This window comes from Sphingomonas sp. NCPPB 2930 (assembly GCF_042867205.1).
GTDB lineage: Bacteria > Pseudomonadota > Alphaproteobacteria > Sphingomonadales > Sphingomonadaceae > Sphingomonas.
Window position 1 is genome coordinate 24,428 of record NZ_JBHZQU010000001.1, and the last position, 24,637, is coordinate 49,064.

The 24,637-nt window shown below is 67.7% G+C and carries 17 protein-coding genes; 5 read left to right on the plus strand and 12 right to left on the minus strand.

Going from position 1 to position 24,637, the window contains the following annotated elements; translation table 11 throughout:
* Positions 1 to 61: 61 nt before the first annotated feature.
* From ACFX59_RS00120 to ACFX59_RS00175, 12 genes are all read right to left on the minus strand, one after another.
* Positions 62 to 2,125: a M3 family metallopeptidase gene (locus ACFX59_RS00120; protein ID WP_387428466.1), complete on the minus strand. Its 2,064-nt coding sequence runs from the start codon at positions 2,123 to 2,125 to the stop codon at positions 62 to 64.
* Positions 2,126 to 2,261: 136 nt separating this feature from the next.
* Positions 2,262 to 2,453, minus strand: a complete 192-nt coding sequence (locus tag ACFX59_RS00125; RefSeq protein WP_309696403.1) for a hypothetical protein — start codon at positions 2,451 to 2,453, stop codon at positions 2,262 to 2,264.
* The gene (locus ACFX59_RS00130) at positions 2,450 to 3,241 is read right to left on the minus strand and encodes a Crp/Fnr family transcriptional regulator (RefSeq protein ID WP_387428468.1); all 792 of its coding nucleotides are present in this window, start codon (positions 3,239 to 3,241) and stop codon (positions 2,450 to 2,452) included. Before ACFX59_RS00130 ends, ACFX59_RS00125 begins: the two co-directional genes overlap by 4 nt.
* Before the next feature lie 82 nt (positions 3,242 to 3,323).
* On the minus strand, positions 3,324 to 4,409 hold the full coding sequence (locus ACFX59_RS00135) for a DUF475 domain-containing protein (RefSeq protein WP_387429592.1): 1,086 nt from the start codon (positions 4,407 to 4,409) through the stop codon (positions 3,324 to 3,326).
* Positions 4,410 to 4,570: 161 nt separating this feature from the next.
* Positions 4,571 to 5,332, minus strand: coding sequence for an IclR family transcriptional regulator (locus ACFX59_RS00140; RefSeq protein ID WP_387428471.1), 762 nt, complete (start codon positions 5,330 to 5,332; stop codon positions 4,571 to 4,573).
* A gap of 146 nt (positions 5,333 to 5,478) precedes the next feature.
* Positions 5,479 to 7,206 carry an N-acetylglucosamine-specific PTS transporter subunit IIBC gene (nagE, locus tag ACFX59_RS00145; protein ID WP_387428474.1) on the minus strand — a complete coding sequence of 576 codons (1,728 nt, stop codon included), beginning with the start codon at positions 7,204 to 7,206 and terminating at the stop codon, positions 5,479 to 5,481.
* Positions 7,203 to 9,653 carry a phosphoenolpyruvate--protein phosphotransferase gene (ptsP, locus tag ACFX59_RS00150; RefSeq protein WP_387428476.1) on the minus strand — a complete coding sequence of 817 codons (2,451 nt, stop codon included), beginning with the start codon at positions 9,651 to 9,653 and terminating at the stop codon, positions 7,203 to 7,205. The genes nagE and ptsP overlap by 4 nt, the downstream gene beginning before the upstream one ends.
* A 60-nt stretch (positions 9,654 to 9,713) precedes the next feature.
* Entirely contained in the window at positions 9,714 to 12,617 is a 2,904-nt protein-coding gene (gene galA / locus ACFX59_RS00155; RefSeq protein WP_387428478.1) for a beta-galactosidase GalA, read from the minus strand.
* Entirely contained in the window at positions 12,614 to 13,735 is a 1,122-nt protein-coding gene (nagA, locus tag ACFX59_RS00160; protein ID WP_387428480.1) for an N-acetylglucosamine-6-phosphate deacetylase, read from the minus strand. Before nagA ends, galA begins: the two co-directional genes overlap by 4 nt.
* Complete coding sequence (locus ACFX59_RS00165; protein ID WP_309701788.1) at positions 13,732 to 14,772, minus strand: SIS domain-containing protein; 1,041 nt, start codon at positions 14,770 to 14,772, stop codon at positions 13,732 to 13,734. Before ACFX59_RS00165 ends, nagA begins: the two co-directional genes overlap by 4 nt.
* Positions 14,765 to 15,502 (minus strand): GntR family transcriptional regulator, encoded by a 738-nt coding sequence (locus ACFX59_RS00170; protein WP_307104579.1) that lies wholly within the window; start codon positions 15,500 to 15,502, stop codon positions 14,765 to 14,767. The genes ACFX59_RS00165 and ACFX59_RS00170 overlap by 8 nt, the downstream gene beginning before the upstream one ends.
* A gap of 116 nt (positions 15,503 to 15,618) precedes the next feature.
* A complete protein-coding gene (locus ACFX59_RS00175) occupies positions 15,619 to 16,353 on the minus strand; it encodes a copper homeostasis protein CutC (RefSeq protein WP_387428484.1) in 735 nt (244 codons plus the stop codon).
* A gap of 281 nt (positions 16,354 to 16,634) precedes the next feature.
* Between ACFX59_RS00175 and ACFX59_RS00180 the strand changes: the two genes are divergently transcribed.
* The 5 genes from ACFX59_RS00180 (at position 16,635) to ACFX59_RS00200 (ending at position 24,427) form a co-directional block, all read left to right on the plus strand.
* Positions 16,635 to 19,403 carry a TonB-dependent receptor gene (locus ACFX59_RS00180; protein ID WP_387428486.1) on the plus strand — a complete coding sequence of 923 codons (2,769 nt, stop codon included), beginning with the start codon at positions 16,635 to 16,637 and terminating at the stop codon, positions 19,401 to 19,403.
* A gap of 176 nt (positions 19,404 to 19,579) precedes the next feature.
* Entirely contained in the window at positions 19,580 to 20,464 is an 885-nt protein-coding gene (locus tag ACFX59_RS00185) for a UDP-2,3-diacylglucosamine diphosphatase (RefSeq protein ID WP_387428489.1), read from the plus strand.
* Positions 20,465 to 20,483: 19 nt separating this feature from the next.
* Complete coding sequence (locus ACFX59_RS00190; RefSeq protein WP_387428492.1) at positions 20,484 to 21,512, plus strand: glycosyltransferase family 4 protein; 1,029 nt, start codon at positions 20,484 to 20,486, stop codon at positions 21,510 to 21,512.
* 203 nt (positions 21,513 to 21,715) lie between these two features.
* Positions 21,716 to 23,347 carry a Na+/H+ antiporter gene (locus ACFX59_RS00195; protein ID WP_307099790.1) on the plus strand — a complete coding sequence of 544 codons (1,632 nt, stop codon included), beginning with the start codon at positions 21,716 to 21,718 and terminating at the stop codon, positions 23,345 to 23,347.
* Positions 23,348 to 23,434: 87 nt separating this feature from the next.
* On the plus strand, positions 23,435 to 24,427 hold the full coding sequence (locus tag ACFX59_RS00200) for a DUF3667 domain-containing protein (RefSeq protein ID WP_387428495.1): 993 nt from the start codon (positions 23,435 to 23,437) through the stop codon (positions 24,425 to 24,427).
* Positions 24,428 to 24,637: the final 210 nt, after the last annotated feature.

Genomic DNA, 24,637 nt, shown 5'->3' on the forward strand with positions numbered 1-24,637 from the left:
CTCCACCACGCCCTTCGGGCGCGGTCCCCCTCCCCATCTGACGATGGGGAGGATTAGGTCGTTACTTCGTCGGGAAACCCCGCTGCTTGAGCAGCGCGTTCACATCCGGGTCGCGGCCCCGGAACGCGCGATAGGCCTCGGCGCGGTCGGTCTCGTTCCCCGTCGACAGCAGCACCCGCGCAAAGCGGTCCGCCGTCGCCTTGTCCCACGGGCTGCCCGCTTCCTCGAACGCCGCGAAGGTGTCGGCGTCCATCGTCTCCGACCACAGATAGCTGTAATAGCCCGCCGAATAGCTATCCGACGAGAACAGGTGATTGAACTGCGGCAGGCGGTGCCGCATCACCAGCTCCCTCGGCATCCCGATCTCGCGCAGCGTCGTCGCCTCGAACGCCGCCGGGTCGACCACGCCGTCGGGCACGGTGTGCAGCTTCATGTCGACGATCGCCGAGGATAGATATTCGGTCGTCGCAAAGCCCTGGTTGAAGGTCTCCGACGCCTTGATCTTGTCGAGCAGCGCCTGCGGCATGGGCTGGCCGGTCTTGTAATGGCGGGCATATTTGTCGAGCACGTCGCGGGTCAGCAACCAATGCTCGTTCACCTGGCTGGGATATTCGACGAAGTCGCGCGGCGTGCCCGCCAGCCCCGGATAGGTGACGTTCTGGAGCATCGCATGGATCGCGTGGCCGAATTCGTGGAACAGCGTCTCGGCATCGTCCAGGCTGATGAGGACCGGCTCGCCGGGCGCACCCTTGGCGAAGTTGTTGTTGTTGGACGACAGCACATTCTGCACCGGCGGCAGGTTGCGCTGGCCGCGATAGGTGTTGGCCCAGGCACCGGAGCGCTTGCCGGTCCGCGCGAAATCGTCGCGATAGAACAGGCCGACCTCCTTGCCGTTCCGCGTCACATGCCAAACGCGCATGTTCGGCTCGAAGACGGGCACCGTGCCGGTGATCTCCTTGAACTCCAGCCCGTAGAGCCGGTTCGCGGCATAGAGCGAACCCTGGATGATGTTGTTCAGCTCGAAATAGGGCTTCAACTCGGCCTGATCGAGGTCGTAGCGGCTCTTGCGGACCTTCTCCTGGTAGAAGCGATAGTCCCAGGGCTCGATGGTGATCTTCGCGCCGTCCTTATCCGCGATCACCTGCATGTCGCGGACCTCTTCCGCCACGCGCGCCTTGGCGGCGGGCCAGACGCGCATCATCAGGTCCATCGCGGCGGCCGGGGTCTTGGCCATGGTGTCCTGCATCCGCCAGTCGGCATGCGTCTTGAAGCCCAGCAGGTGTGCCCGGTTCGCGCGGAGGCGGACGATACGCGCGATGGTCGCCTTCGTATCGTTGATGTCGCCATTGTCGCCGCGCTTGGTGAAGGCGCGCCACACCTGCTCGCGCAGCGCCCGGTCGGTGGCGAAGGTCAGCACCGGATCGACCGCCGAGCGGGTGTTGACGATCGCCCAGCCCTGCTGCCCGCGCTCGGCCGCCGCCGCCTTGGCGACCGCCTTCACGCTGTCGGGCAGGCCCGCAAGGCGCGCCTCGTCGGTGACGATGATCGCGGTGCCTTCGTCCGCCAGCAGACGCTGCGAGAACTCGCTGAAATTGATCGCCAGATTCTGGTTGAAGGCGGACAGCTCGGCCTTCTGCGCCGGGGTCAGCTTGGCCCCCTGCCGCACGAAGCTGTCATAGGTGCGCGTGACGAGCCGCTTCTGCTGCGCGTCGAGGCCGCTCGTGTCGCGTGTCCGGTAGATCGCCTCGATCCGCGCGAACAGCTTGGGGTTGAAGGTGATCTCGTCCGACGCCTTGGACAATTTGGGCGACCATTCGCGGTCCAGCGCCTGATAGGCCGGATTGTTCATATTGCCCGTCATCACCCCGAACAGCGTCATCACGCGGTTCAGCGTCTGTCCGGCATTCTGCATCGGCACGAAGGTGTTGGCGAAGCTCGGCTTGGCGGGATCGTTGGCGATCCGGTCATACTCTTGCCTGCGCTCGGCCAGCGCCGCCTCGAACGCGGCGGGGAACAGCTCGGGCCTCACCTTGTCCCAGGGCGGCACCCCGCCATAGGGGCCGGTCCAGGGGGAAAGCAGCGGATTGGTGGCGGGCGCCTGCGCCGCCTGCGGGGGAGCAGCCATGGCGGTTTGGCTCATCAGCGTGGACAGGACAAGGGCGAGGGACAGGTGACGCAATGGGAACTCCCGGACATGACACGGAAGTCATCACCATAAGCGCCTGAACAAAGGGGTAAAGTCCCGATCCCTCCGCGCGGGATCACCCTTGCCGCCGATTCTGCTCCTCCGCCACCCCGGCAGCGGCGATCAACGCCTCGCCCGTCCGGCGCGCGGCTCCGGCCGTCATCGTGACCGCGACACCATCGGGGCCGTCGAGCATGACCAGCCCCTCCTCTGCGGTCGCCCGTCCGGCATCGGATCGGATTCCGGAATGGCCGGGGGACGCGCTCATATATCCTTACCCATCATGTTGGGGCCGCCGCCATAGAGATAGCCCGGATCGAAATCGGCCAGCGCCGCCAGCGCGTCGATGTCGAGCATCCGCACCTCCCCGCTGCGAAAGGTCATCAGCCCGCGCTCGCGCAGCGACCGCAGCACGCGGTTCAGATGCACCGGCGTGACCCCCGCCGCCTCGGCCAGATCGATCTGCGTCACCGGAAAGCGGAACGTCCCGTCGCGCACCAGATCGACCATGGCGAGCCGCGCATGAAGCTCGCAGAACAGATGCGCGACGCGTCCGTCCGCCTCCAATCGGCCGAGCCGGAACACCCATTCGCGGTGCATCGCCGCGTCGAGCAGCGTCGAGAACCACAATAGCCGCGTCAGGCGTGGTCGATGCGTGACGATCTCGTCCAGCCGGTCATGGCCCGCCAGCGCCACCTTGGCGCGGGTCAGCGTCGCCACCTCATGGTCGAGATAGCGCATCGCGAAGCCATGGAGGTCGACGAAATCGCCCGGCACGTGAAAGGCGACGATCTGTCGGTTGCCGTGCCGGTCGTCCATATACCGGCACATCACCCCTTCGAGCAGCAGGCTGCTATGCCGGACCCGCTCGTCCCGGCGGATGACGATCCGGCGCGCAGGCAGGTCGACCACCTCATCGATCGTGGACTCCAGCGCGGCGACGTCGTCCGCCGTCATCACGTCGCGCCCGCGCTCCTTCAGGAACAGGCCGGTCAGGGGCGGACGGTCGGCCGTGGCCTTGTCCAGATGCAGGGCATCGATCGCAGTTGCCGCCATGCCGTGATCCCTCGCTCCAACCATTCGCAGGGGAAATCCTTCGCGATGCGAAACGGTTCCCCTGCGCGACGACGGCGCGCGATCAGTGGCCGGGCGAGCGCCCGGTGCCCTTGACCGGATCGGCGGAGGCCAGCGCCTGTTCGGGATGCTTGCGGTTGCTGCGCACCGATGCCCAGAAGGACAGGCCGATAACCGTCGCGCCGATCAGGCCGGTGATCGTCTCCGGGATATGGAAGCGCACCGACAACAGCATGATCGCCGCCAGCGCCAGGATCGCATAGAAGGCGCCATGCTCCAGATAGCGATACTGGGTCAGCGTGCCGTGATCGACCAGCATGATCGTCATCGACCGGACGAACATCGCCCCGATCCCCAGGCCCAGCGCGATGATGAACAGATTGTTCGACAGGGCGAAGGCGCCGATCACCCCGTCGAACGAGAAGCTGGCGTCCAGCACCTCCAGATACAGGAAGGCGGCAAAGCCCGACTTGGCCGCCGCGCCTGTCGCCGCATCGCCATCGCCCTCCAGCAGCACGCCGACCGCATGGACCGCGATATAGGTCAGCAGGCCGAAGATCCCGGCGGTCAGGAAGGTCATCGCCTCCTCGGCGGGAATGAAACGGCCGATGACATAGAGCGCGAGCAGCACGATCCCCATCGCCAGTCCCGAAATCTCGCGCAGCGCCGCCAGCGGCCGTTCGATCGCGGGGAGCCAATGGTCCTCCTTCTCGTCATCGAGGAAGAAGTTCAGCCCGACCATCGCCAGGAAGCTGCCGCCGAACCCCGAAATCCCGACATGGGCCGAGGTGATGATCTGTTCGTAGCGGACCGGATCGCCCGCGGCGAGCTTGACCGCCTCGACCGGCCCCATATGCGCGGCGATCGCGACGATGGCGAGCGGGAAGACGATCCGCATCCCGAACACCGCGATCAGGATACCCCAGGTCAGGAAGCGCCGCCGCCATTTGTCGTCCATGTCGCGCAGCACGGTGGCATTGACCACCGCATTGTCGAACGACAGCGACACCTCCAGCACGCCGAGCACCAGCACGATCCACAATATGCCCAGCGTCCCCGCCAGCGTGCCCGTGCTCTCGAAGCCCAGCCAGGCCGCGATCGCCAGACAGATCGCGGTGAAGAGGAACGATCCCTTATAATATTTCAGCAGCACCTATTCCCCCTGTACGCGGCCGACCGACAAGCTCCGCAGCCCGGTAAAGCCCGGCTCCATGCTTTTGTTCAATCGGGCATCGGCTCTATCGCCGCCGGGCCCGGTCGCGACAAGCGGCTTTGCACGCGAAGATGCGGGGACGGGGATCGACGCGCGGGTCAGATGCGCGCGTCGTTGCCGATCAGCTGATTCGTGATGCGGTCGGCGGTCGCGCGCAGATGATTCAGCGCGGCGGCCTCGTCGACGGGCGCGTCGGTGATGCGGATGAAGGGGACCGCCAGGACCGCCATGGCCTGATCGCCGCGCATGATCGGGGCCGCCAGTTCGACCATGCCGACCAGATCGGGGCTGTCGACCCGGGCGAAACCCTGTTCGCGCACCGCATCCGCCTGCGCCACCAGCCGGGCGCGCGCCTCTTCCGACAGCGGCGGGTCGAACAGCCCCTCCCATTCGCGCCGGGTCTGTTCGGGCTGCATGGCATAGAGGAGGACGCCCGACGGGGTGTCGTAGAGCGGCCGACGATAGCCGACGCGGACCGAGAAGCCGACCGCCGTACACGCCTCCATCCGCGCGATGACCGAGGATGCCGCGCCCGACGGAACGGAGAGATAGCAGGACTGGCCGATCGTGTCGGCGAGCAGCCGCATTTCAGGAAGCGACTGTTCCATCAGGCTGCGCACCGGCGGACGCTTCAACCCCAGATGGAACAGCCGCGAGGTCATGACATAGCCGTCCGGCCCCTGCGACACATAACCGCGATGCTCGAGCACCTGGATCATCCGGAACAGCTCGCCCGTCGACCGGCCCAGCCGGTTGACGATCCCGCTCATGGTCAGCGGATGTTCCTCGGCCGCCAGCAGCTCCAGAATGTCGAGCCCCTTTTCGAGCGCGGGGGCGCGGTAGAGCCGCTTATCGTCCAAGCTGCCCTCTGTTAACGTAACCAAGCACACTCTCCACCGCAACCCGACCGAAAGATCCGACAGATTCGCCATGACATCAGAGTGTTCGCATCTACATCCTTTGGTCAGGCCGCAGCAATATCATTAACGTTCAATTCACCTGCCGGTCAGTCGACCAGAAGGTGAACGACGTTCCGCTCGACATGGGCGATGGCTCGCACCGGCGCGACCGGAGCCGATGCGACGAGCGCCGGATCGGCCAGCTCGACACGCCACCGTCCCGCATGATGGCTGGCCGCACGGACATTGCCCGCCCCGCCCAGCAGGCCGAGCAGCGCGTCGGGCAGGCTCGCCACAGGGGCCGCCGCCGGGGCGGCGGGGGGCGGGGCAACCGGGACCGGCGCAATCGCGACCGGCGCGGCGACCGGCTGGCCATGGCCCGCCTGGATGGCGGCGCGCATCTCCATCGCGACCGTGTCCGCGACCGGACCCAGCACCACCTGAACGCCATTGGCGGAGGGGCGCAGGATGCCGCGCGCACCCAGCCGCTTCAGCGCGGGCTCATCGACCCGTGCGGGGTCGTTGACGACCAGCCGGAGCCGGGTGGTGCAGGCCGCGACCTCGCTGAGATTGGCGCCGCCGCCCATCGCCGCGACGAAGGACGCGCCGCGCCCGCCCTCGACCACCGGCTGATCGCCCGTCGCCTCGCCGCTCTCCACCATCGGCTCGGCCTCGCGGCCCGGCGTCTGGAGGTTCCAGCGGCGGATCGCGAAGCGGAAGACCGCGTAATAGAGCAGCGCATAGACCGCGCCGACCGGGATCAGCATCAGCGGCTTGGTCGCCTTGCCGAAATTGATGACATAGTCGAACAGGCCCGCCGAGAAGGTATAGCCCAGCCGCACGCCCAGCGCGTTCATGAGCGCCTCCGACACGCCGGTCAGGATCGCGTGGAAGGCATAGAGGACCGGCGCCAGGAACATGAAGCTGAACTCGATCGGCTCGGTCACGCCGGTCAGGAACGACATCAGCGCCAGGCTGAACAACATGCCGCCGACGGCCTTCTTCCGCTCGGGCAGCGCCTCGTGATACATGGCGAGACAGGCGGCGGGCAGGCCGAACATCATCACCGGGAAGAACCCGCTCATGAACGCGCCCGCGGTCGGATCGCCCGCGAAGAAGCGGGTCAGATCGCCGGTCTTGCCCTGATAGTCGCCGACCACGAAATAGGCGACGGTGTTCAGGATATGGTGCAGCCCGGTGACGACGAGCAGCCGGTTCAGCACGCCGAACGCGAACAGCCCCAGCCCGCCTGCCTGGACGATGCCCTGGCTCATCGCATCGATGCCCGTATTGACCGGCCCGAACGCGACGCCCAGAAGCGCCGCCAGTCCCAGGCCGACAATGCCCGAAATGATCGGCACGAACCGACGGCCACCGAAAAAGGCCAGATATTCCGGCATCTTGATCGTCGCAAAACGGTTGTAGAAGCTGCCGCCGATCAACCCGGCGACGATCCCCACCGGCACGTCGAAGCGATGGACCGACTTGCTCCGCCAGGCCGTCTCGACGGTGGCCGCGATGTCCTTGGCCAGCCCCGCGCCGGTCCCGGCGGGCGGGACGATCAGCGTCTCGGCCCCCTTGATCGTGACGAGATAGCAGGTGATCCCCGCCAGCGCCGCCGCGCCATTGCCGTCGCGGGCAAAGGCGGTGGCGACGCCGACCGCGAAGAGCAGTCCCAGATTGTCGAAGATCGCATTGCCCGCATTCGCCATGAAGGCGATGTTCAGCATGTCCGGCTGGCCCAGGCGGAGCAGCAGCCCCGCCACCGGCAGGACCGCGATGGGCAACATCAGCGCCCGCCCGAGCGACTGAAGCGAGGCCATGGGCGAGCTCATGCGCCGATCTCCTGAAGCATGGTGGTGATATGCGCGCGAACCGCCGCCGCCGAGGGCAAGGCGGTCGCCTGAAGTGCGGCCGCGCGGCAGCGGACCATGTCCAGCTTGCCGACCAGCGCCTTGATCGCGGCGACCCGCGCGGGGGGCACCGACAATTCGGTGACGCCCAGCCCCAGCAGGATCGGTACGGCCAGACGATCGGCGGCCAGCGAGCCGCAGACGCCGACCGGCGTGTCGTGCTTGGCCGCGCCTTCGCAGGTGGTGCCGATCAGCCGCAGCACGGCCGGATGAAGCCCGTCGACCCCCGCCGCCACCGCCGCGTTGCCGCGATCCATCGCCAGGGTATATTGGGTCAGGTCGTTGGTGCCGATCGAGAAGAAGTCGGCCTTGCGCGCGAGGATATCGGCGGAAATGGCGGCGGCGGGCGTCTCGATCATGACGCCGACCTCGGCCTTGCCTCCCTGGCGTTCGACGACGGCGCGAACCGCCTCCAGCTCGGCCAGGCTGGCGACCATCGGCGCCATGATCCGGCAGGGCTGGCGCACCGCCAGGATCGCACCGACCTGATCCTCCAGAAGCTGCGGATCGGCAAGCGACACGCGAATGCCGCGCAGGCCCAGCGCCGGATTTTCCTCGACGGGCAGGTCCATATAGGGTGCGGGCTTGTCGCCACCGACATCGAGCAGCCGGACGATCATCGGCCGGTCGCCCAGCGCATCGGCGATCGCTTGGTAATCGCGGGCCTGTTCATCGCGGGTCGGCGCGGTCGCGCGTTCCAGGAACAGGAATTCGGTGCGCAGCAGGCCGCAGCCTTCCGCCCCCTCGGCCACCGCCGCCTCGGCATCGGCAACCGAGCCCAGATTGGCGAACATCTCGATCCGGGTGCCGTCCGCCATGCGGCACGGCCCCTGCGCGGCGCGCGCCGCCTCCATCTCGGCCTTGCGGCGCGCGATGGTGTCGCGGGCCTGGCCCTGCGCGTCGGCATCGGGTTCGGGATCGATCAGCCCGCGATCGGCGTCGAGCACGATCACCCGGCCATCCTCCAGCGCGGCGAGCGGATCGCCGAACGCCACCGCCATGGGCAGCCCCATGCCCGCCGCCAGGATCGCGGCGTGCGAGGTCGGGCCGCCCTTGACCAGCGCGATACCCGCGACGACGCCCGCATTCAGCGCCGCCACCTGGCTGGGCAACAGGTCCTCGGCGACCAGGATCGCCCCGGCGGGAACGCTCGGCCCCTCGATCGGCAACCCGGCCAGCGCCGCCAGGACATGACGTTCCAGATCGCGCAGATCGTCCGCGCGCTCGGCGATGCGGCGGTCGCCGCTCGACACCAGCACCTTGACCTGCTCGGCGATCGCCTCCTGCCAGGCGACGCCCGCACTCAGGCCGCGCGCGACCCCGGCTAGCGCGGCCTCGGTCAGCGTGGGATCGGCCAGCATGGCGCCATGCGCCGCCATCACGCCGCCGCGCGCGCCGCCCGCCGCAGCCGCCAGCACCAGCCCTTCGCGGACCCGTGCCAGCGCATCGGTCAGCCTGGCGCGCTCTTCCTCGGCGCTTGCCGCGACGGTCTCGACCGGAATCGCCGCGCGGGTCAGCCGGTGGATCGGCCCGACCGCCAGGCCGGGCGCGGCGGGTACGCCGCCCAGGCCCGGCCCTTCGCCACGTGCGGGCTCGGGCGCCTCAACCGGGGTTTCCTCGGGCGTCGCGTCGCTCAGAAAGGCGACGACCTCGGCCAGAGCGGCGGCGGCCTGCGCGCCGTTCGCCTCGATCCGTACCGTCGTGCCATGACCCAGCCCCAGCCCCAGCAGGCCGACCGCGCTCAAGCCCGAGGCGCTGCGCTCGCCATGCGACAGGGTGACGCGCGCCTCGTGCCGCCGGACCGCCTCGACCAGCCGGGCGGCGGGACGGGCGTGGAGGCCGTGCGACAACGCGACCGTCATCTCCTCGACCAGCGTCTCCCCGCTCTCCTCGGCGACCAGCGCCTCGGCAGCGAGCGGCACGACGCGCAGCAGCGGATCGCCGACCGCGACCAGCCCGGTGGCGATCGGCTCGACGCCGTAGCGGGTGGCGTCCGCGACGATGACCGGCGTCACCACGGCGGGTGCGTGGCGGACGAGATAATCGAGGTCGAAGCGGATCAGCGGCTGACCCGCCAGCACCTTGGCGCCCGCCTGCACCTGCGGGGTCAGCCCCTGGCCGCCCAGCGACACGGTGTCGATGCCGATATGGCAGATCAGTTCGAAGCCCTCGGTGCTGCGCAGCGTCACCGCATGCCCGGCCTCGTGCACGGTCAGCACCGTGGCGTCGCACGGGGCGCAGAGCGCGTCGTTCACCGGATCGATGGCGATGCCGTCGCCCAGCATCTTCTCGGCGAAAACCGGATCGGGCACCTGCGCCAGCGGCATCACCCAACCCGCCAGCGGGGCAAAAATGGTCAGGTCACTCATCGCACGTCACTCTTTGCCAAACTGCATTCCTTCCCCCGCGACGATCGCCCGTCCCCCGCATCAGCGTGGACGGATCGTCACCCGGCCCAGCAGACCGCTTTCGATATTGCCCAGTCCCGCGACGATCAGCGCGATCGTCCGCTTGCCCGACCCGGCCGGCAGCGCGGCGGTCAGCGGGCCCGGCCGGGGATCGCGCTTCTCGGCGACCAGCCGTCCGTCGACCCACAGGCTGGCCATGCCGCCCACCGAGGCGAAGCTCAACGTGCCGCCGCGCGCCGCGACGGCGCGGCGGGGCATGAGGACGGTGCGATAGACGCGCCACCCCGCCCCCTCCGCCGGGGTCGGCGTTCCCGCCCGGACAAAGGCCCAGCCATTATTGTCGCTGGCGGCGGGCGCGAGGTCGGGCGAAGGCTTGGCGTCCAGCCGGGGCGAGCGCCGCCAGTCGCGCACGTCCATGTCCCCCGCCAGCACCGGCACCTGCGCGCGCGGTGTTACGCCCAGCCGGTCGAGCCGCAGGGTGGCGGGCCTCAGCCCGTCCGCCGTCGCGCGGATGGTGATCCGCCCGCGCCCGGTGTCGGGCCGCACGATCATCTGGGCCAGCCCGTTGAACAGCGAGCGCAGATCGCCCTTTTCGGGCTCATGGCTGTTGGGATCGCCATTGCCGACACCGATGATCGCGCCCCCGTCGATCGTGAAGCGGGTCATCAGATTGGCGGTCGGGACATGGCGTCCATGCGCGTCGATCGCATCGATGGTGATCGCCTGCGCATCCTCGGTATCGCCCGCCATCACGGTGCGCGCGGGCGTCAGGCGCAGCGCCACCGGCACGCCGACCGTCTCATGCGCGGCCCGCGCGACCTCGCGCCCGCCGCGATAGGCGATCGCCTCGATCCGGCCCGGCGCATAGGGGATGGTCCATTCATTGCCCATCAGCCGGTCGACCGCGCCCTCGCCCACCGTCTTGCCGTTCAGGCGGAGGACGACGCGCTCGGCGTTCGACAGGACCATGACCTTGGTCGGCCTGCCCTCGCGTCCCGGCCAGCTCCAGTGCGGTGCGATCGCCACGACGGGGGCATCGTCGACCCAGGCGGCGCGGTGGATGTCGAACGCGGTCTTGGGAAAGCCGCAAAGGTCCAGGATGCCGAAGAAGCTGGCGATGGTCGGCCATTCATAGGGCGTCGGCTCGCCATGATAGTCGAAGCCAGTCCACACGAACCCGCCCGCGACGAAGGGGCGATCGGCGATCTTCTTCCACGCACCGCGATGGGTGTCGCCCCAGCTTGCCGCCTCGATATCGTAACTCGACGCGATGTGGCGCGCCGGGTCACTCTCGAACGCGCCGCGCGTCATGAACGCGCTGGTATCCTCCGAGCTGGTCATCGGCTTGGCCGGGTTCAGCTGGTGATAGCGGTCGTAATCGCCCTGATAATAGTTGAAGCCGGTCACATCGACGACCTGCGCGACGTTGACCGGATCGAAAAAGGCCCCGTTCATCGCCGCCGTCACCGGGCGGCTGTCGTCCAGCGCGCGCACCCAATGCGCCATGCGCCTGACCATCTCGACCCCCGCCGGGGTGCCCTGCATCGGTTCCTCGTTGAAGACCGACCACAGGATGACCGAGGGATGGTTGCGGTCGCGCCGGACCAGCCATTCCAGCTGCGCGCGATATTCGGGCGCCGGATTGAACTGCCGGTTCTCGTTCATGACCAGCAGGCCCAGCCGGTCGCACCAGTCGAGCAGCTCGGGCGTCGGCGCATTGTGGCTGGAACGCACCGCGTTGCACCCCATCGCCTTCAGCCGCTCCAGCCGCCAGCCGATCAGCGCGTCGGGAAGGGCCGTGCCCACGCCCGCATGATCCTGATGCAGGCAGACGCCCTTCAGCTTGACGGGCCGGTCGTTGAGGAAGAAGCCCCGGTTCGCGTCGAAGCGGATCGTGCGGAACCCGATCGGCACGCGACGCTCGTCCGCCGCCTGTCCGTCGCGCAGCAACCGCACCTCGACCGTATACAGCGTCGGCCGCTCGACCGACCAGAGCGCCGGATCGGCCACCGACAGGTCGAGCGCGGCATGCCCTTCGTCCAGCGGCGGCACGGTCGCCTGGGCCTGGCCCTGCGCCACCACCTTGCCCTGCGGATCGAGCAGCCGCGCCTCGACCGTCACGGGACTGTCGGTTTCGACAATGCTGGTCAGCGTCACCGCGACGGGGACACGCCAGCCGCCATCGCGCTTGCGCGGGTCGCAATGGATGCCGTCGGTCGCGATCGAGACGGGCGCATAGTCGCCCAGCCAGACATGGCGATAAAGGCCCGCGCCTTCATACCACCAGCCCTCCATCGCATCGGCGTCGACGCGGACGGCCACGACATTGGCCTCGTCGCCGAACCGCGCGAACGGGGTCAGGTCGATGCGGACGGCGTTGTAACCGGAGAAATTGTGCGAAACGACGCTGCCATTGACCCAGATGGTCGCAAAGGTCGCGATCCCGCCGAATTCCAGCTCGATCCGCCGTCCGCGCAGGGCCGGGTCCAGCCGGAAGCTGCGCCGATACCAGCCGATCCCGCGCGGGCGATAGCCTTGCGCGACATTGGCGGTTTCCACGAAGGGCTGGAACGAGGCCCAGTCGTGCGGCAGGTCGACCGCCTGCCAGTCGCTGTCGTCATAATCGACCGCCGCCGCGCCGCGCGCATTGCCCGCCTTGACCGACAGATAGGTCGCATTGTGCGTATCGAGCCGCGCGGGCTCGACATCGCCCTCGTGGAACAGCCAGCCGCGATCCATCAGGACCCGGCCCGCATCCTGCACCGGCAGCGCGGGCGGCAGCCGGTCCACCGGAGCGGGCATGGGAAGCGCGCCCGCGCCGTCCGCCGGGCGGCGATCGGCGGCGAAGAGCGGGGCGGACGGAATGCCGCCCGCCAGCCCCACCACCGCGCTGCCCAGCAGAAGGTCGCGGCGCGCAACCGTCATGCGGCGATCCGCGTATCGACGGGCTTGAGCGCGGCGTCGAGCACCACCCAGTCGGCGCGCAGGCCGATGCCGAGTGCGCCCCGCTCGTCCGACAGGCCCAGGAACGCCGCCGGGTTGGTCGCCGCCATCGCAGCGGCCTGGTCGACGGTGATCCGCAGCTGCTCGACCGCATTGGCGACCGCCGAACCCATGTCGAGATCCGATCCCGCCAGCGTGCCGTCGGTATAGGTGCACTTGCCACCCGACACGTCGATATGACGGCCGTGCAGGACGAAGTCCTTCTCGACCGCGCCGACCGACGACATGGCGTCCGTGACCAGCATCAGCCTGTCGAACGGTCGCGCCTTCAGCGCCAGCCGCAGCATCGGCGCGGAGACGTGGAAGCCGTCGATGATCAGCCCCGAATAGGGGCGCGGATCGTCGAGCGTCGCGCCCGCCAGCCCCGGCACGCGCTGCTGCATGGCGGGCATGGCGTTGTAGAGGTGGGTGATGCCGGACAGCCCGACATCGAACGCCGCGATCGCCTGCTCATAGCTGGCCTCGGTGTGCCCGGCGCTGACCAGCACGCCCGCTTCGACCAGACGGCGGATCGTGTCGACCGGCACCCGTTCGGGCGCGATGGTCAGCATGACCTTGCCACGGCGCGGGCGGGTCAGGACGGCGATCATCTCCTCGTCCAGATCGCGGAACCGCGTCGGATCGTGGATGCCCTTGCGCGCCGGGTTGAGCACCGGCCCCTCGACATGGATGCCGATGACGCCCGGCACCTTCGCCTCGATCGCCTCGTCGATCGCGTCGAGCGCGCGGGCGATCTTGTCGGGGGTTTCGCTGACCAAGGTCGGCAGCATCGCGGTGGTGCCATAGACGGCATGCGCCGCCGCCATGGTCGCGATGCCGTCCACGTCCAGCCGGTCGTTGAACAGCACGCCGCCGCCGCCATTGACCTGGGTGTCGATATAGCCGGGGACGACCCAGCCGCCGTTCAGGTCGATCGTGTCGTCCGAACCCTCGACCGCGCCGATCGACGCGATGCGATCGCCGTCCACGACGATCTCCGCACCCGGCAGGACGCCGCCGGAGGTCGCGACATGGCCGTTGACGAAACGGAAGCGGGTCATAGCGTGCGGGTCACTTTCTGCAGATGCGGCGGCGAGTCGGGGTCCATGCCACGGGCGAGCGCCAGCGCCTCGACCATGCGGTAGAAGCTGGCGAGCATCGAAATCGGCTCCAGCGCGGGGTGGCCGGCGACCATGGGCAGCGCACCGCCCTGCCCCGCGACGAACGGCTTTGCGCCCCGCGCCTCGAACTGGTCGGCGACCGCCTTCACATCCTCGCCCGCCACGTCCGAGGTGGCGAAGCCCAGCACCGAATAGCCGGGCTCGACGATGCGCATCGGGCCGTGGCGAACCTCGGCGGCGCTGAACGGCTCGGCCTGGATCGAGCAGGTTTCCTTGAGCTTCAGCGCGGCTTCCTGCGCCACGCCGTAACCATAGCCACGACCCAGCACGAACATCTGGCTGAGTTCGCGCAGACCCTCGACCGCTGGGGACCAGTCGAGGCCCAGCGCCTGCTCGACCTGACCGGGCAGCTCGGCGAGCGCCGCTTCCAGCGTCTCGTCACCCGCCCAGGCGGCGGCGAGCTGCGCCAGACCGGCCAGCGCGGTCAGGCAGGACTTGGTGGCGGCGACGGCCTTTTCGGGCCCCGCCGACAGCGGCAGGAAGGTGTCGGCGCCGGTCGCCAGCGGCGATTCCTCGTCATTGACCAGCGCGACGATATGCGCGCCGCCCGCGCGATACGCCTCGACCGTCGCCAGCAGGTCCGGGCTGCGCCCCGACTGCGAGATGGCGATGACCAGCGCGCCCTGCACCTTCATCGGCGTCTCGAAGATCGACGCGACCGAGGGCGCCGCAGACGACACCGGCACGCCGGTCTTGGTCTCCAGGATATATTTGCCGTAGGTCGCGGCGTGATCCGACGATCCACGGGCGATCGTGACGATCACCGGCGGCGGGGCGGCACGCAGCCGTTCGGCCAGCGCCTTGACGGTCGGCGCATTGCGCGCGAGCAGCCGGGCGATCGCCTGCGGCGCCTCCCCCGCTTCCGCTCCCATCAGGGTGCTGGTCCCCGCACTACCGGCGGTCATCACATCAGACATCGGTTAACTCCGCGACGAAATCATAGGCATCGCCGCGATAGAAGGACTGGGTATATTCCACCGCCCGTCCATCGCGTAGAAATCCGCGGCGCTCGATCAACAGGCCCGCATGGCCCGGATCGACATCCAGCATCTTGGCATGGTCCGCCCCGAACGGCACCGCGCGCAGCCGCTGGAGCGCGCGGATCGGCCGATTGCCGGTCCGCTCCAGCGCCGCATAGAGCGACCGGTCGACCGCCTCGACCGAGGGGAGCGCGAAACCGGCGATGGTCGAAACCTCGATCGCCATCGGCACCTCGTCGGCAAAGCGGACCCGCTGGAACCGATAGACCGGCGCGCCCGGCGACAGGCCCAGCGACAGCGCCTCCTCGGGCGTCACCGTGCCCGGTGCGCGGCTGACCCACTGGCTGCTCGGCGTGCGGCCGCGCGCGATCATGTCCTCGGAGAAGGAGGACAGCTTGGAGAAGCTCTTCTCCACCCGGCCCGCGACGAAGGTCCCGGCACCGCGCCTGCGGGTCAGCAACCCCTCTTCGACCAGACCGCCGATCGCCTTGCGCACCGTGATCCGCGACACGTCATATTCGATCGCCAGATCGCGCTCGGCGGGGATCGCGTCGTCCTCGGCCAGGACATTGCTGGTGATGGCGTCGCGCAGCAGTTGCTGGAGCTGAAGGTACAGTGGCGCGGGGTTCCCCTTTCGGAAGGAGCCGACCTGCGCCGAGAATGTCATGGCCGCGCCATCCCCCTTTGCCCGGACGTCGCTCATGCCGCGCCCCGCTTCGCACAAAGGCTTATCGCAGCAGGACCATGTGGGCAATAGGTATTATATTTGGCATACATTGGATGTTATTTCCTTCCGATAGCCTGCCGCAACGCCGCGATCTTTTCGGGGCTGGTCCGGCGCCGGTCGCCGCCCCCAAAACCCATGGCGGCGATCCGCGGATCCCCCCAATCCTGCCGGACGCTGGCCGAGGCATGGACCGCGTCGACGCCGGTCCGCGCGACCAGCGCGGCGGCATTGTCGGCCGAAACGCCCGATCCGGCGATAACCGCCAACCGCCCGTCCGCCGCCGCGACCATCGCCGCGATCGTCTCGGCCCCGGCCTGGGCGGTCGCTTCGCCGCCCGAGGTCAGGATATGGTCATAGCCGATGGCCGCGACCGCATGGACCGCCGCGACCGGATCGGCGACGAGATCGACGGCGCGGTGCAGCACGATCGCCACGCCGTCCGCCGCATCCCGCCAGGCCGCCAGCACATCCAGGTCGAGCGACCGGTCATCGGCCATCGCCCCGACCACGACCCCCGCGACCCCCATGGCGATCAGCCGCCGGATCTCGTCGGTCGCCATCGCGACCTCGTCGGCGTCGTAACGGAAATCGCCCTCGCGCGGACGGACCATCGCATGGACCGGCAGTCCCGACCGCACCGCCCGCGCGACCAGCGCCGCCGAGGGGGTCAGCCCGCCCAGCCCCAGCGCGCCGCACAATTCGATCCGATCCGCGCCCCCCGCCACGGCCGCCGCGACGCCGTCGGCATCATCGACACAGATTTCCAGAAGCGGTCGCGGCATCGCCGTCATGGGCATCCCCTCGTCATGATAGCCATAGCCAGTCCTCCTCCCCAGGAACGACCGGAACCCTGCCATTTAAGCAGCATGTCCCACGATGTGCCAGCCCAATGGTCCCATGACGGGATCGGCCTGATTTTTTCCGTTTACGGACCAATGTCAGTTTGGTTACACGTTGGTCGTCAAGCATATAGTATAAAAAATGCTTTCAAGGGAGGACGCCATTCATCTCCCTGCGACGGAAACAGGCACAATTCGCGGGATGGCGCGAGGGAATTTGGGGGGATTTGAACATGTTGAGCTTTCGCAGCATGATCCTGACGGCGACCGCGCTCGCCGGACTTCAGGGTACCGCATTCGCACAGACCACGAATCAGGCACCGACGCAGACCGCAGTCGGAAGTGACCAGTCGGATACCGATGGCGACGTCGTGGTCACCGGCATCCGCCAGAGCCTTCGCAACGCCATCAACGTCAAGCGCGAGGCCAACGCCGTCGTCGACGTGATCACCGCCGAGGACGTGGGCAAGTTCCCCGACCGCAATGTCGCGGAATCGCTGTCGCACATTCCAGGCGTCAGCATCGACCGCCGCTTTGGTGAGGGTGAGAAGGTCGCCATCCTGGGCACCGATCCCGCGCTCAACCGCATGCTGCTCGACGGCCATGCGCTCGCCTCGGCCGACTGGGGCGGCAACGACAACGACCCGTCCAGCCGCACCTTCAACTATTCGCTGCTCGCCCCCGAACTGGTCGACCGGCTCGAAGTCTACAAGTCGCCCGAACCCCGCATCGAAGAGGGCAGCCTGGGCGGCACCGTGATCGTGCGCACCCGCCGTCCGCTCGACCTGGCGGCCAATTCGGTCTTCGCCTCGGGCGGCTACACCTATAACGACCGTTCCGAAAAGGGTAATATCCGTGGATCGGGCCTGTATAGCTGGCACAACGAAGCCAATAATTTCGGCTTCCTGGTCGCCGCCACCTATGACAAGCAGAACCTGACCCGCGCGGGCGTCGAGTTCTTCGGCTATCAGAGCGGCGCGGACTTCTTCCAGAAGAACAGCGACGGCAGCGTGCGTCGCGACGCGTCGGGCCAGGGCATCCTGCTGAACCCGAACGCCACCATCACCGGCGGGTCGAAGGAAGACCTGATCAACGCGGTCGCCCCCTTCGGCATCAACTATGCCTATTTCCAGCAGACCCGCGAGCGCGCCAGCGTGTCGGGCACCGTGCAGTATCGCCCGGCCGACAATCTGACGCTGACCCTGAACGGGCTGCACATCGACGGCAACTACAACAATTACAGCCAGTCGATGTACACCATCCCGGTCGCCTGGACCGGCAGCGTGCTGCAGACCGCCAATGTCAGCAACGGCGTGGTCAACTCGGCCAGCTTCGCCGCTGCGCCGAACCAGTCGGCCCAGCTCGACACGCTGGTCCGCAAGACCAAGCTGAAGACCGACAACCTCAACTTCTTCGCCGACTGGGAAGGCGATGACGGCACGAAGATCAACTTCGCGGGCGGCTGGTCGAAGGCAACCGGCGGCAAGAATCCCGAATATCTGTTCAACGTGCAGACCAAGCTGCCGTTCAGCTATGCCTTCACGCCGACCTCGGCGACGGTGAACTTCACGGGTGACCTGACCAACCCGGCGAATTACTTCACCAACCCGAACAACAATCCGGCCCAGATCGAGGGCCGCCCGGTCGTCATCAACGGCCAGCAGCTGAACGGCGCGCAGATCGGCGGCCTCGATTACAGCGTCACGACCGACCGCGACATCTTCGGCGGCTATGACGCGACCATCCCGGTCAATTTCGGCCCGTTCACCCAGATCCTGCTGGGCAGCCGGGTGACCGATCACGTCAACCGCGTCGATGCGCGCGGCATCAACACCTACAAGACCAGCTCGCAGACCGTAAACCAGCTGGGCGTCACCACCCTCGTCACGCCCGATGGCGTGTTCGACGGCAGCGGCGGCATGGGCAATGCCACCAAATATCTGAACCTGCCCGACCAGGCCGTGATCGACATCCTCGCAAAGTCGATCAACAGCCCGCTGGTCAACAAGGTCGGCGCCTCGACCAAGGTGCGCGAGACGGTCATCGCCTCCTATGTCCAGGCCAATTTCGAACAGGGCGGCCTGCGCGGCAATATCGGTGGTCGCCTGGTCTATACGCGCGACAAGTCCAACTATGCGCTGACGCTGTCCAACACGGTCAATCCGGTGCCGGTGCCAACCAGCACGACCACCGATTACCTGAAGTTCCTGCCCAGCGTGAACGTCGCCTATTCGATCACGCCCGAATTCCTGGTTCGCGGTTCGGTCGCGCAGGTGATCTCGCGTCCGCGCTATCAGGATCTGGCGGCGGCGACGTCGCTCAACGACGTCACCCTCGATGGCGGCGGCGGCAATCCGAACCTGAAGCCGTATGAGTCGACCAACTACGAACTGACCGCGGAATGGTATCCGCGCGCCGGCTCGCTGATCGCGGTCGAACTCTTCCGTCGCGACATCTCGAACTACATCATCAACACGCGCACCAATGCGGTGTTCTTCAACTCGCTACAGAACCGTCTGACGACCTATAGCGTCAACCAGCCGATCAACGGCGGCAAGGCGAAGGTCAACGGCGCGCTGGTGTCGGGTCAGACCGAAATCTGGGGCGGCTTCGGCATCCAGGCGAACTATTCGTACCAGGACAGCTCGACCTCGTCGGTCGACTCGACCGGCGCGTCGCTCAACCTGCCCTATCTGTCGCGGCACACCGTCAACGTGATCCCCTATTTCGAGAGCGGGATCTTCCAGGCGCGGCTCAGCTACAATTATCGCTCGAGCTATTTCCGCACGATCGGCCGCCTGAACTCGCGCGAAATGGTGGCGCCGTACAGCCAGCTCGACTTCTCGGCGGGTGTGAACCTGACCAAGGAGATCACGCTGACCGTCAATGCGCAGAACCTGCTCGACGAGACCTATTACCAGTATAACGCGACCCGCGACCGTCCGACCGCCTTCTACAAGAATGGCCGGACCTATGCGGCGTCGGTGGCGGTGCGCTTCTAAAAGCCGCCTCCGTCTTTACGATGCGGAAAGGCCCGTCGATCCAGGATCGGCGGGCTTTTTCGCGATCGGTGACTTTAACGAGTCATCAAAATGCTGCGCGCCTGTCACCGATCTGCGACGCGCACGTCACAGATGACGGGCATGACATTCCCAACGCCTAGCGTGGGGGAACGCCGATGCCGATGACCAGCATTCCGATCGATGGCTCGCTGCACGAAGACGCCGCCATTCTCGACTTCATCCCCCGCGCGCCGGCGACCCCCGAACCCGAAGGCCAGGCGCGCCGCCGCTATCGCACGATCTGGATTTCGGACGTCCATCTCGGCACGCGCGGCTGCAATGCGGAGATGCTGATCGACTTTCTGGACCATGTCGACAGCGAGACCATGTATCTGGTCGGTGACATGATCGACGGCTGGCGGCTGAAGAAGAAATTCTACTGGCCCGCCGCGCACAACGACGTGGTCTGGCGCCTGCTGAAACGCGCCAAGCGCGGCACCCGCGTCGTCTATATCCCCGGCAACCACGACGAGATCTTCCGCCAGTTCAGCGGCATGGATTTCGGCGGCATCGCCATCTGCCGCAAGGCGATCCACGAGACGGCGGACGGCCGCCGCCTGCTGGTACTGCACGGCGACGAGTTCGACGCGATCACGCTGGCGCATCGCTGGCTCGCCCATGTCGGCGACTTCGCCTATACCGCGCTGATGGAGGTCAATCGCTGGGTGAACATCGTCCGGCGGTGGATGAAGCGCCCCTATTGGTCGCTGTCCAAGCACGCCAAGGCCAAGGTGAAGAACGCCGTCGCCTTCATCTCGCATTTCGAGGAAGTCGTCGCCCATGCGGCGGGTGCGCGCGGGGTCGATGGCGTGGTTTGCGGCCATATCCACACTGCCGAGATCCGAGACATCAACGGCGTCACCTATTATAATGACGGTGATTGGGTGGAGGGCTGCACCGCGCTGGTCGAGCATTTCGACGGCACGATGGAGATCCTGCACTGGGGCGACGAGATGGAGGCGCGCCGCAACCAGCCGGTCGCCGCCGCCATCGCCGCCTGACCGGGGAAGGACACACCGAATGCGCATCGCGATCGTCACCGACGCCTGGAGCCCGCAGGTCAATGGTGTGGTCCGCACCCTGCAATCGGTCGCGGCCGAGCTGCGCGCGATGGGGCATGAGCTGTGCATCGTCTCGCCCGATCGCTATGTCTCGGTCCCCTGCCCGACCTATCCCGAAATTCGGCTGGCGCTGCCGGGCCCCGGCGTGGTCGGGCGGACGCTGGGCCAGTTCCTGCCCGATGCCATCCATATCGCGACCGAGGGGCCGCTGGGTCTGCTGGCGCGGCGCTGGGCGCTGGCGCAGGGGCTGCCCTTCACCACCGCCTATCACACCCAGTTCCCCGAGTATGTCGCCGCGCGGGTACGCGCGATCGATCCCGAATTCGTCTGGCGCTATGTCCGTTGGTTCCACGCCCCCTCGACCGCGATCCTCGCCTCGACGCCCAGCGTGGCCGCGACGCTGGCCGCGCATGACCTGCCCCAGAGCCGCCATTGGGGGCGCGGGGTCGATACCGCCTTGTTCCGGCCGGACGGCCCGCGCGATGGCTTCGTCGCGGGCCTGCCCGGCCCGGTGCAGCTCTATGCCGGGCGGGTCGCGGTCGAGAAGAATATCGCCGCCTTCCTCGCGACCGACATGCCGGGAACCAGGGTCGTGGTCGGCGACGGCCCGGCGCGCGCCGCACTGGCCACCCAATATCCCGACGTCCATTTCCTGGGCGCGAAGTTCGGCGAGGACCTGGCGGCGATCTACCGCGCGGCGGATGTGTTCGTCTTCCCCAGCCGCACCGATACCTTCGGGCTGGTCATGATCGAGGCGCTGGCCTGCGGCACGCCGGTCGCCGCCCTGCCGGTACAGGGGCCGCTCGACGTGCTGAACCCGGAGGTCGGGGTGATGGACGAGGCGCTGGAGCGGGCGATCGGGCAGGCGCTGTCGCTCGACCGGACGAGCTGTGCGGCATTCGGCCAGGAATTTTCCTGGCGGCGCAGCGCCGAGCAGTTCCTGGCGGCGCTGGCACGGATCGACCGCACGATGCGCGAGGCAGCCTGATCGTCCGACTCCTCCGGACGGGTATCGCACATGGATCAGGCCGACGTCCCCGTTTAACGGGTTGAACCGGGCTTGCCCGCCATGTCATGGTCGCCACTCGCGCGATTCGGCATGGCCATCGGCCGCCGATCGCTGATCCTTCGGTCGGTCCGTCATTCGGCGCGCATCGGCCGCTCCAACCGCTGCACCCGAAAGGTCCCCGATTGGACGTCGTCACGCTCAGCCTGTTCCTTCTCCTCGCCGTCGTCATCAGCGGCGTCGTCTCGCGCATCCTGCCTTCCGCGCTGCCGCGCCCCCTGGTCCAGATCGCGCTGGGCGCGGTGATCGGCGGGATCGCGCAGATCCGGGTCGAGCTCGATCCCGAGATCTTCTTCCTGCTGTTCGTGCCGCCGCTGCTCTTCCTCGATGGCTGGCGGATTCCCAAGGACGAGCTGTTTCGCGATGCGGGCGCGGTGCTGGGTCTGGCCTTGGGGCTGGTGTTCCTGACGGTGCTGGGCATGGGGCTGTTCATCCACTGGATGATCCCGGCCGTGCCCTATGCGGTGGCCTTCGCGCTCGCCGCCGTCGTGTCGCCGACCGATCCGATCGCGGTGTCGGCGATCGCGCAAAAGGCGCCGATCCCTAAGCGGATGATGCACATATTGGAGGGGGAGTCGCTGCTCAACGATGCCTCGGGCCTGGTCTGCCTGCGCTTTGCGGTCGCCGCCGCGCTGACCGGCACCTTCTCGCTCGCCCATGCCGGGCTGACCTTCGCCTGGATGGCGGTGTCGGGCGTCGGGCTGGGCGTCGCCATCGCCTGGGGCACGGTCACCGCCAAGGGCGTCTTCGCGCGGCGGTTCGGTGACGATAGCGGCTCGAACATCCTGGTCAGCCTGCTGATCCCCTTCGCCGCCTATATGGTCGCCGAGCATGTCGAGAGTTCGGGCGTGCTGGCGGCGGCGGCGGCGGGCATCGCCATGTCGTTCACCAACGTCTCCTCGGGCGCCAAGGCCGCGACGCGCATCCGGCGGCAGGCGGTGTGGGACATGCTGCAATTCACGCTGAACGGCATCATCTTCGTGCTGCTCGGCGAGCAGCTGCCCCAGGTCTTTGCCGGCGCGCGCGACACGGTGATGCTGACCGGCCATCTCAGCCCCTGGTGGCTGGGGCTGTACGTCGTCGCGATCGTCACCGGGCTGGCGGGACTGCGTTTCCTGTGGACCTGGGTCGCGCTGCGCCTGACGCTGTTCCGCGAGCGGCATCTGCCCAACCGGACCAGCCCGCCGCGCCGGGTCATCACCGCCATGTCGGTCGCGGGCGCGCGCGGGGCGATTACCCTGGCGGGTGCGCTGACCCTGCCGCTGACGCTGAACGACGGCACGCCCTTTCCGGCGCGCGATCTGGTGATCTTCCTGGCATGCGGGGTCATCTTGTGTTCGCTGGTGATCGCCAGCCTGACCCTGCCGCTGCTGCTGCGCGGGCTGGCGCTGCCCAGCGAGGACGGGATCAGCGAACTCGACCGCACCCGCGTCGCCGCCGCCAAGGCCGCGATCGCCGAGCTGGAACGCTTCCAGCACGAAATGGCCGAGGGGCGCGAGGATGCCGACCAATATGTCGAGATCGCCTCGCGCCTGATGGACGGGTATCGCAGCCGGATCGACACGCTGGAAGGCGACGACGATCCCGACGCCCGCCGCCTGGAGGATGTCGAGCGGCGGATGCGGCTGGCGGCGATCCGTGCCGAGCGGCGGGTGGTGTTCGAGCTGCTCAACGCGCGGGCCATCGGGTCGGAAACCGCGCAACGTCTGGGTCGGGAATTGGACCTGATCGACACGCGCCTGTCGACGCAGGGCTGAGGCCGCGCAGCCCGGCATCTTTGCCCTTGCGCGGGGCGACGAATTATCGTGTCTCGTCGGCGGGGTCCGGCATCGACAGGGGGTGGAATGCACGCAGACGTCGTGAACAAGTGCCTGAATTGCGGGGCAAGCCTGGTCGGTCCTTACTGCCATGCCTGCGGCCAGTCCGCGCATATCCACCGAACGCTGGGCGCCTGGTGGCACGACTTCAGCCACGGCGTCCTGCATATCGAGGGACAGGTGTGGCGTACCATGGCCAAGCTCGTCACCCGGCCCGGCGAGTTGACCCGCCGCTATATCGCGGGCGAGCGTCGCCGCTTCCTGTCGCCGCTGGCGCTGTATCTGTTCAGCGTCTTCCTGCTCTACATCGCTTATTCGGTGCTGGGCGGGTTCGCGACCTTCCACGCCCCCGGCACGCAGGAGGCCGCGACCGAGCTCCGCGCCGAGGTCGCCACGACCAAGCGTCGCATCGCGGCGATCGACCGGCAACGCGCCGACGCCGTCGCCGCGAAACGCGATACCGCGGCGCTCGACGGCGAGCGCGCGACCCTGGTCAAGCGGCAGCATGATCTGGAATTCACCGCCATGGCACTGGGCGGCGGCGGCGGGGCCGCGTCGGGCCATGGCACGCAGGAGGCCCAGGTCATCACCGGCTGGAAATCGCTCGACGAAAAGATCGCCCATGCGGTTCGCGATCCCGAATTCCTCCTCTTCAAGATGGAGGCGAACGGCTATAAATTCTCCTGGGCGCTGATCCTGTTGTCGATGCCGTTCATGCGCCTGTTCTTCCTGTGGAAGCGCGGGCTGGCGATGTTCGACCATGCCGTCTTCGTCACCTATTCGCTCAGCTTCGTCAGCCTGCTGATGGTCGTCATGATCCTCTGGACGAAGCTGGCGCATCTGCCCGGCCTGGGATTGCTGATGCTCGCCTTTCCCGTGCATCTCTTCCTCCAGATTCGCGGCGCCTATGGCCTGGGTCCGCTGGCGGGGCTGGTGATGACGCTGGTCGTCGGGGTCATGGCGGCGGCCGTTCTGCTGATCTGGATCGTCGCATTGCTGGCGCTCGGCATGGCGCATTGACCCGTCAATCGGTTGCATCACCGCCCGGTTCGCGATCCCCCCAGAAAATGGGTGGACGCCCCCTTCCCGCCTTGCCATGATACCAAAACATACCATGAGAATACCGGCACGCGACAAGCCGGTGGATTGCGGGGGTGACGGATGGCGAGAAAGAGCCTGATGCGAGCGGGGACCATGTCCGCCGCCGTCGCGCGTGCCCGCCGCCGGTCC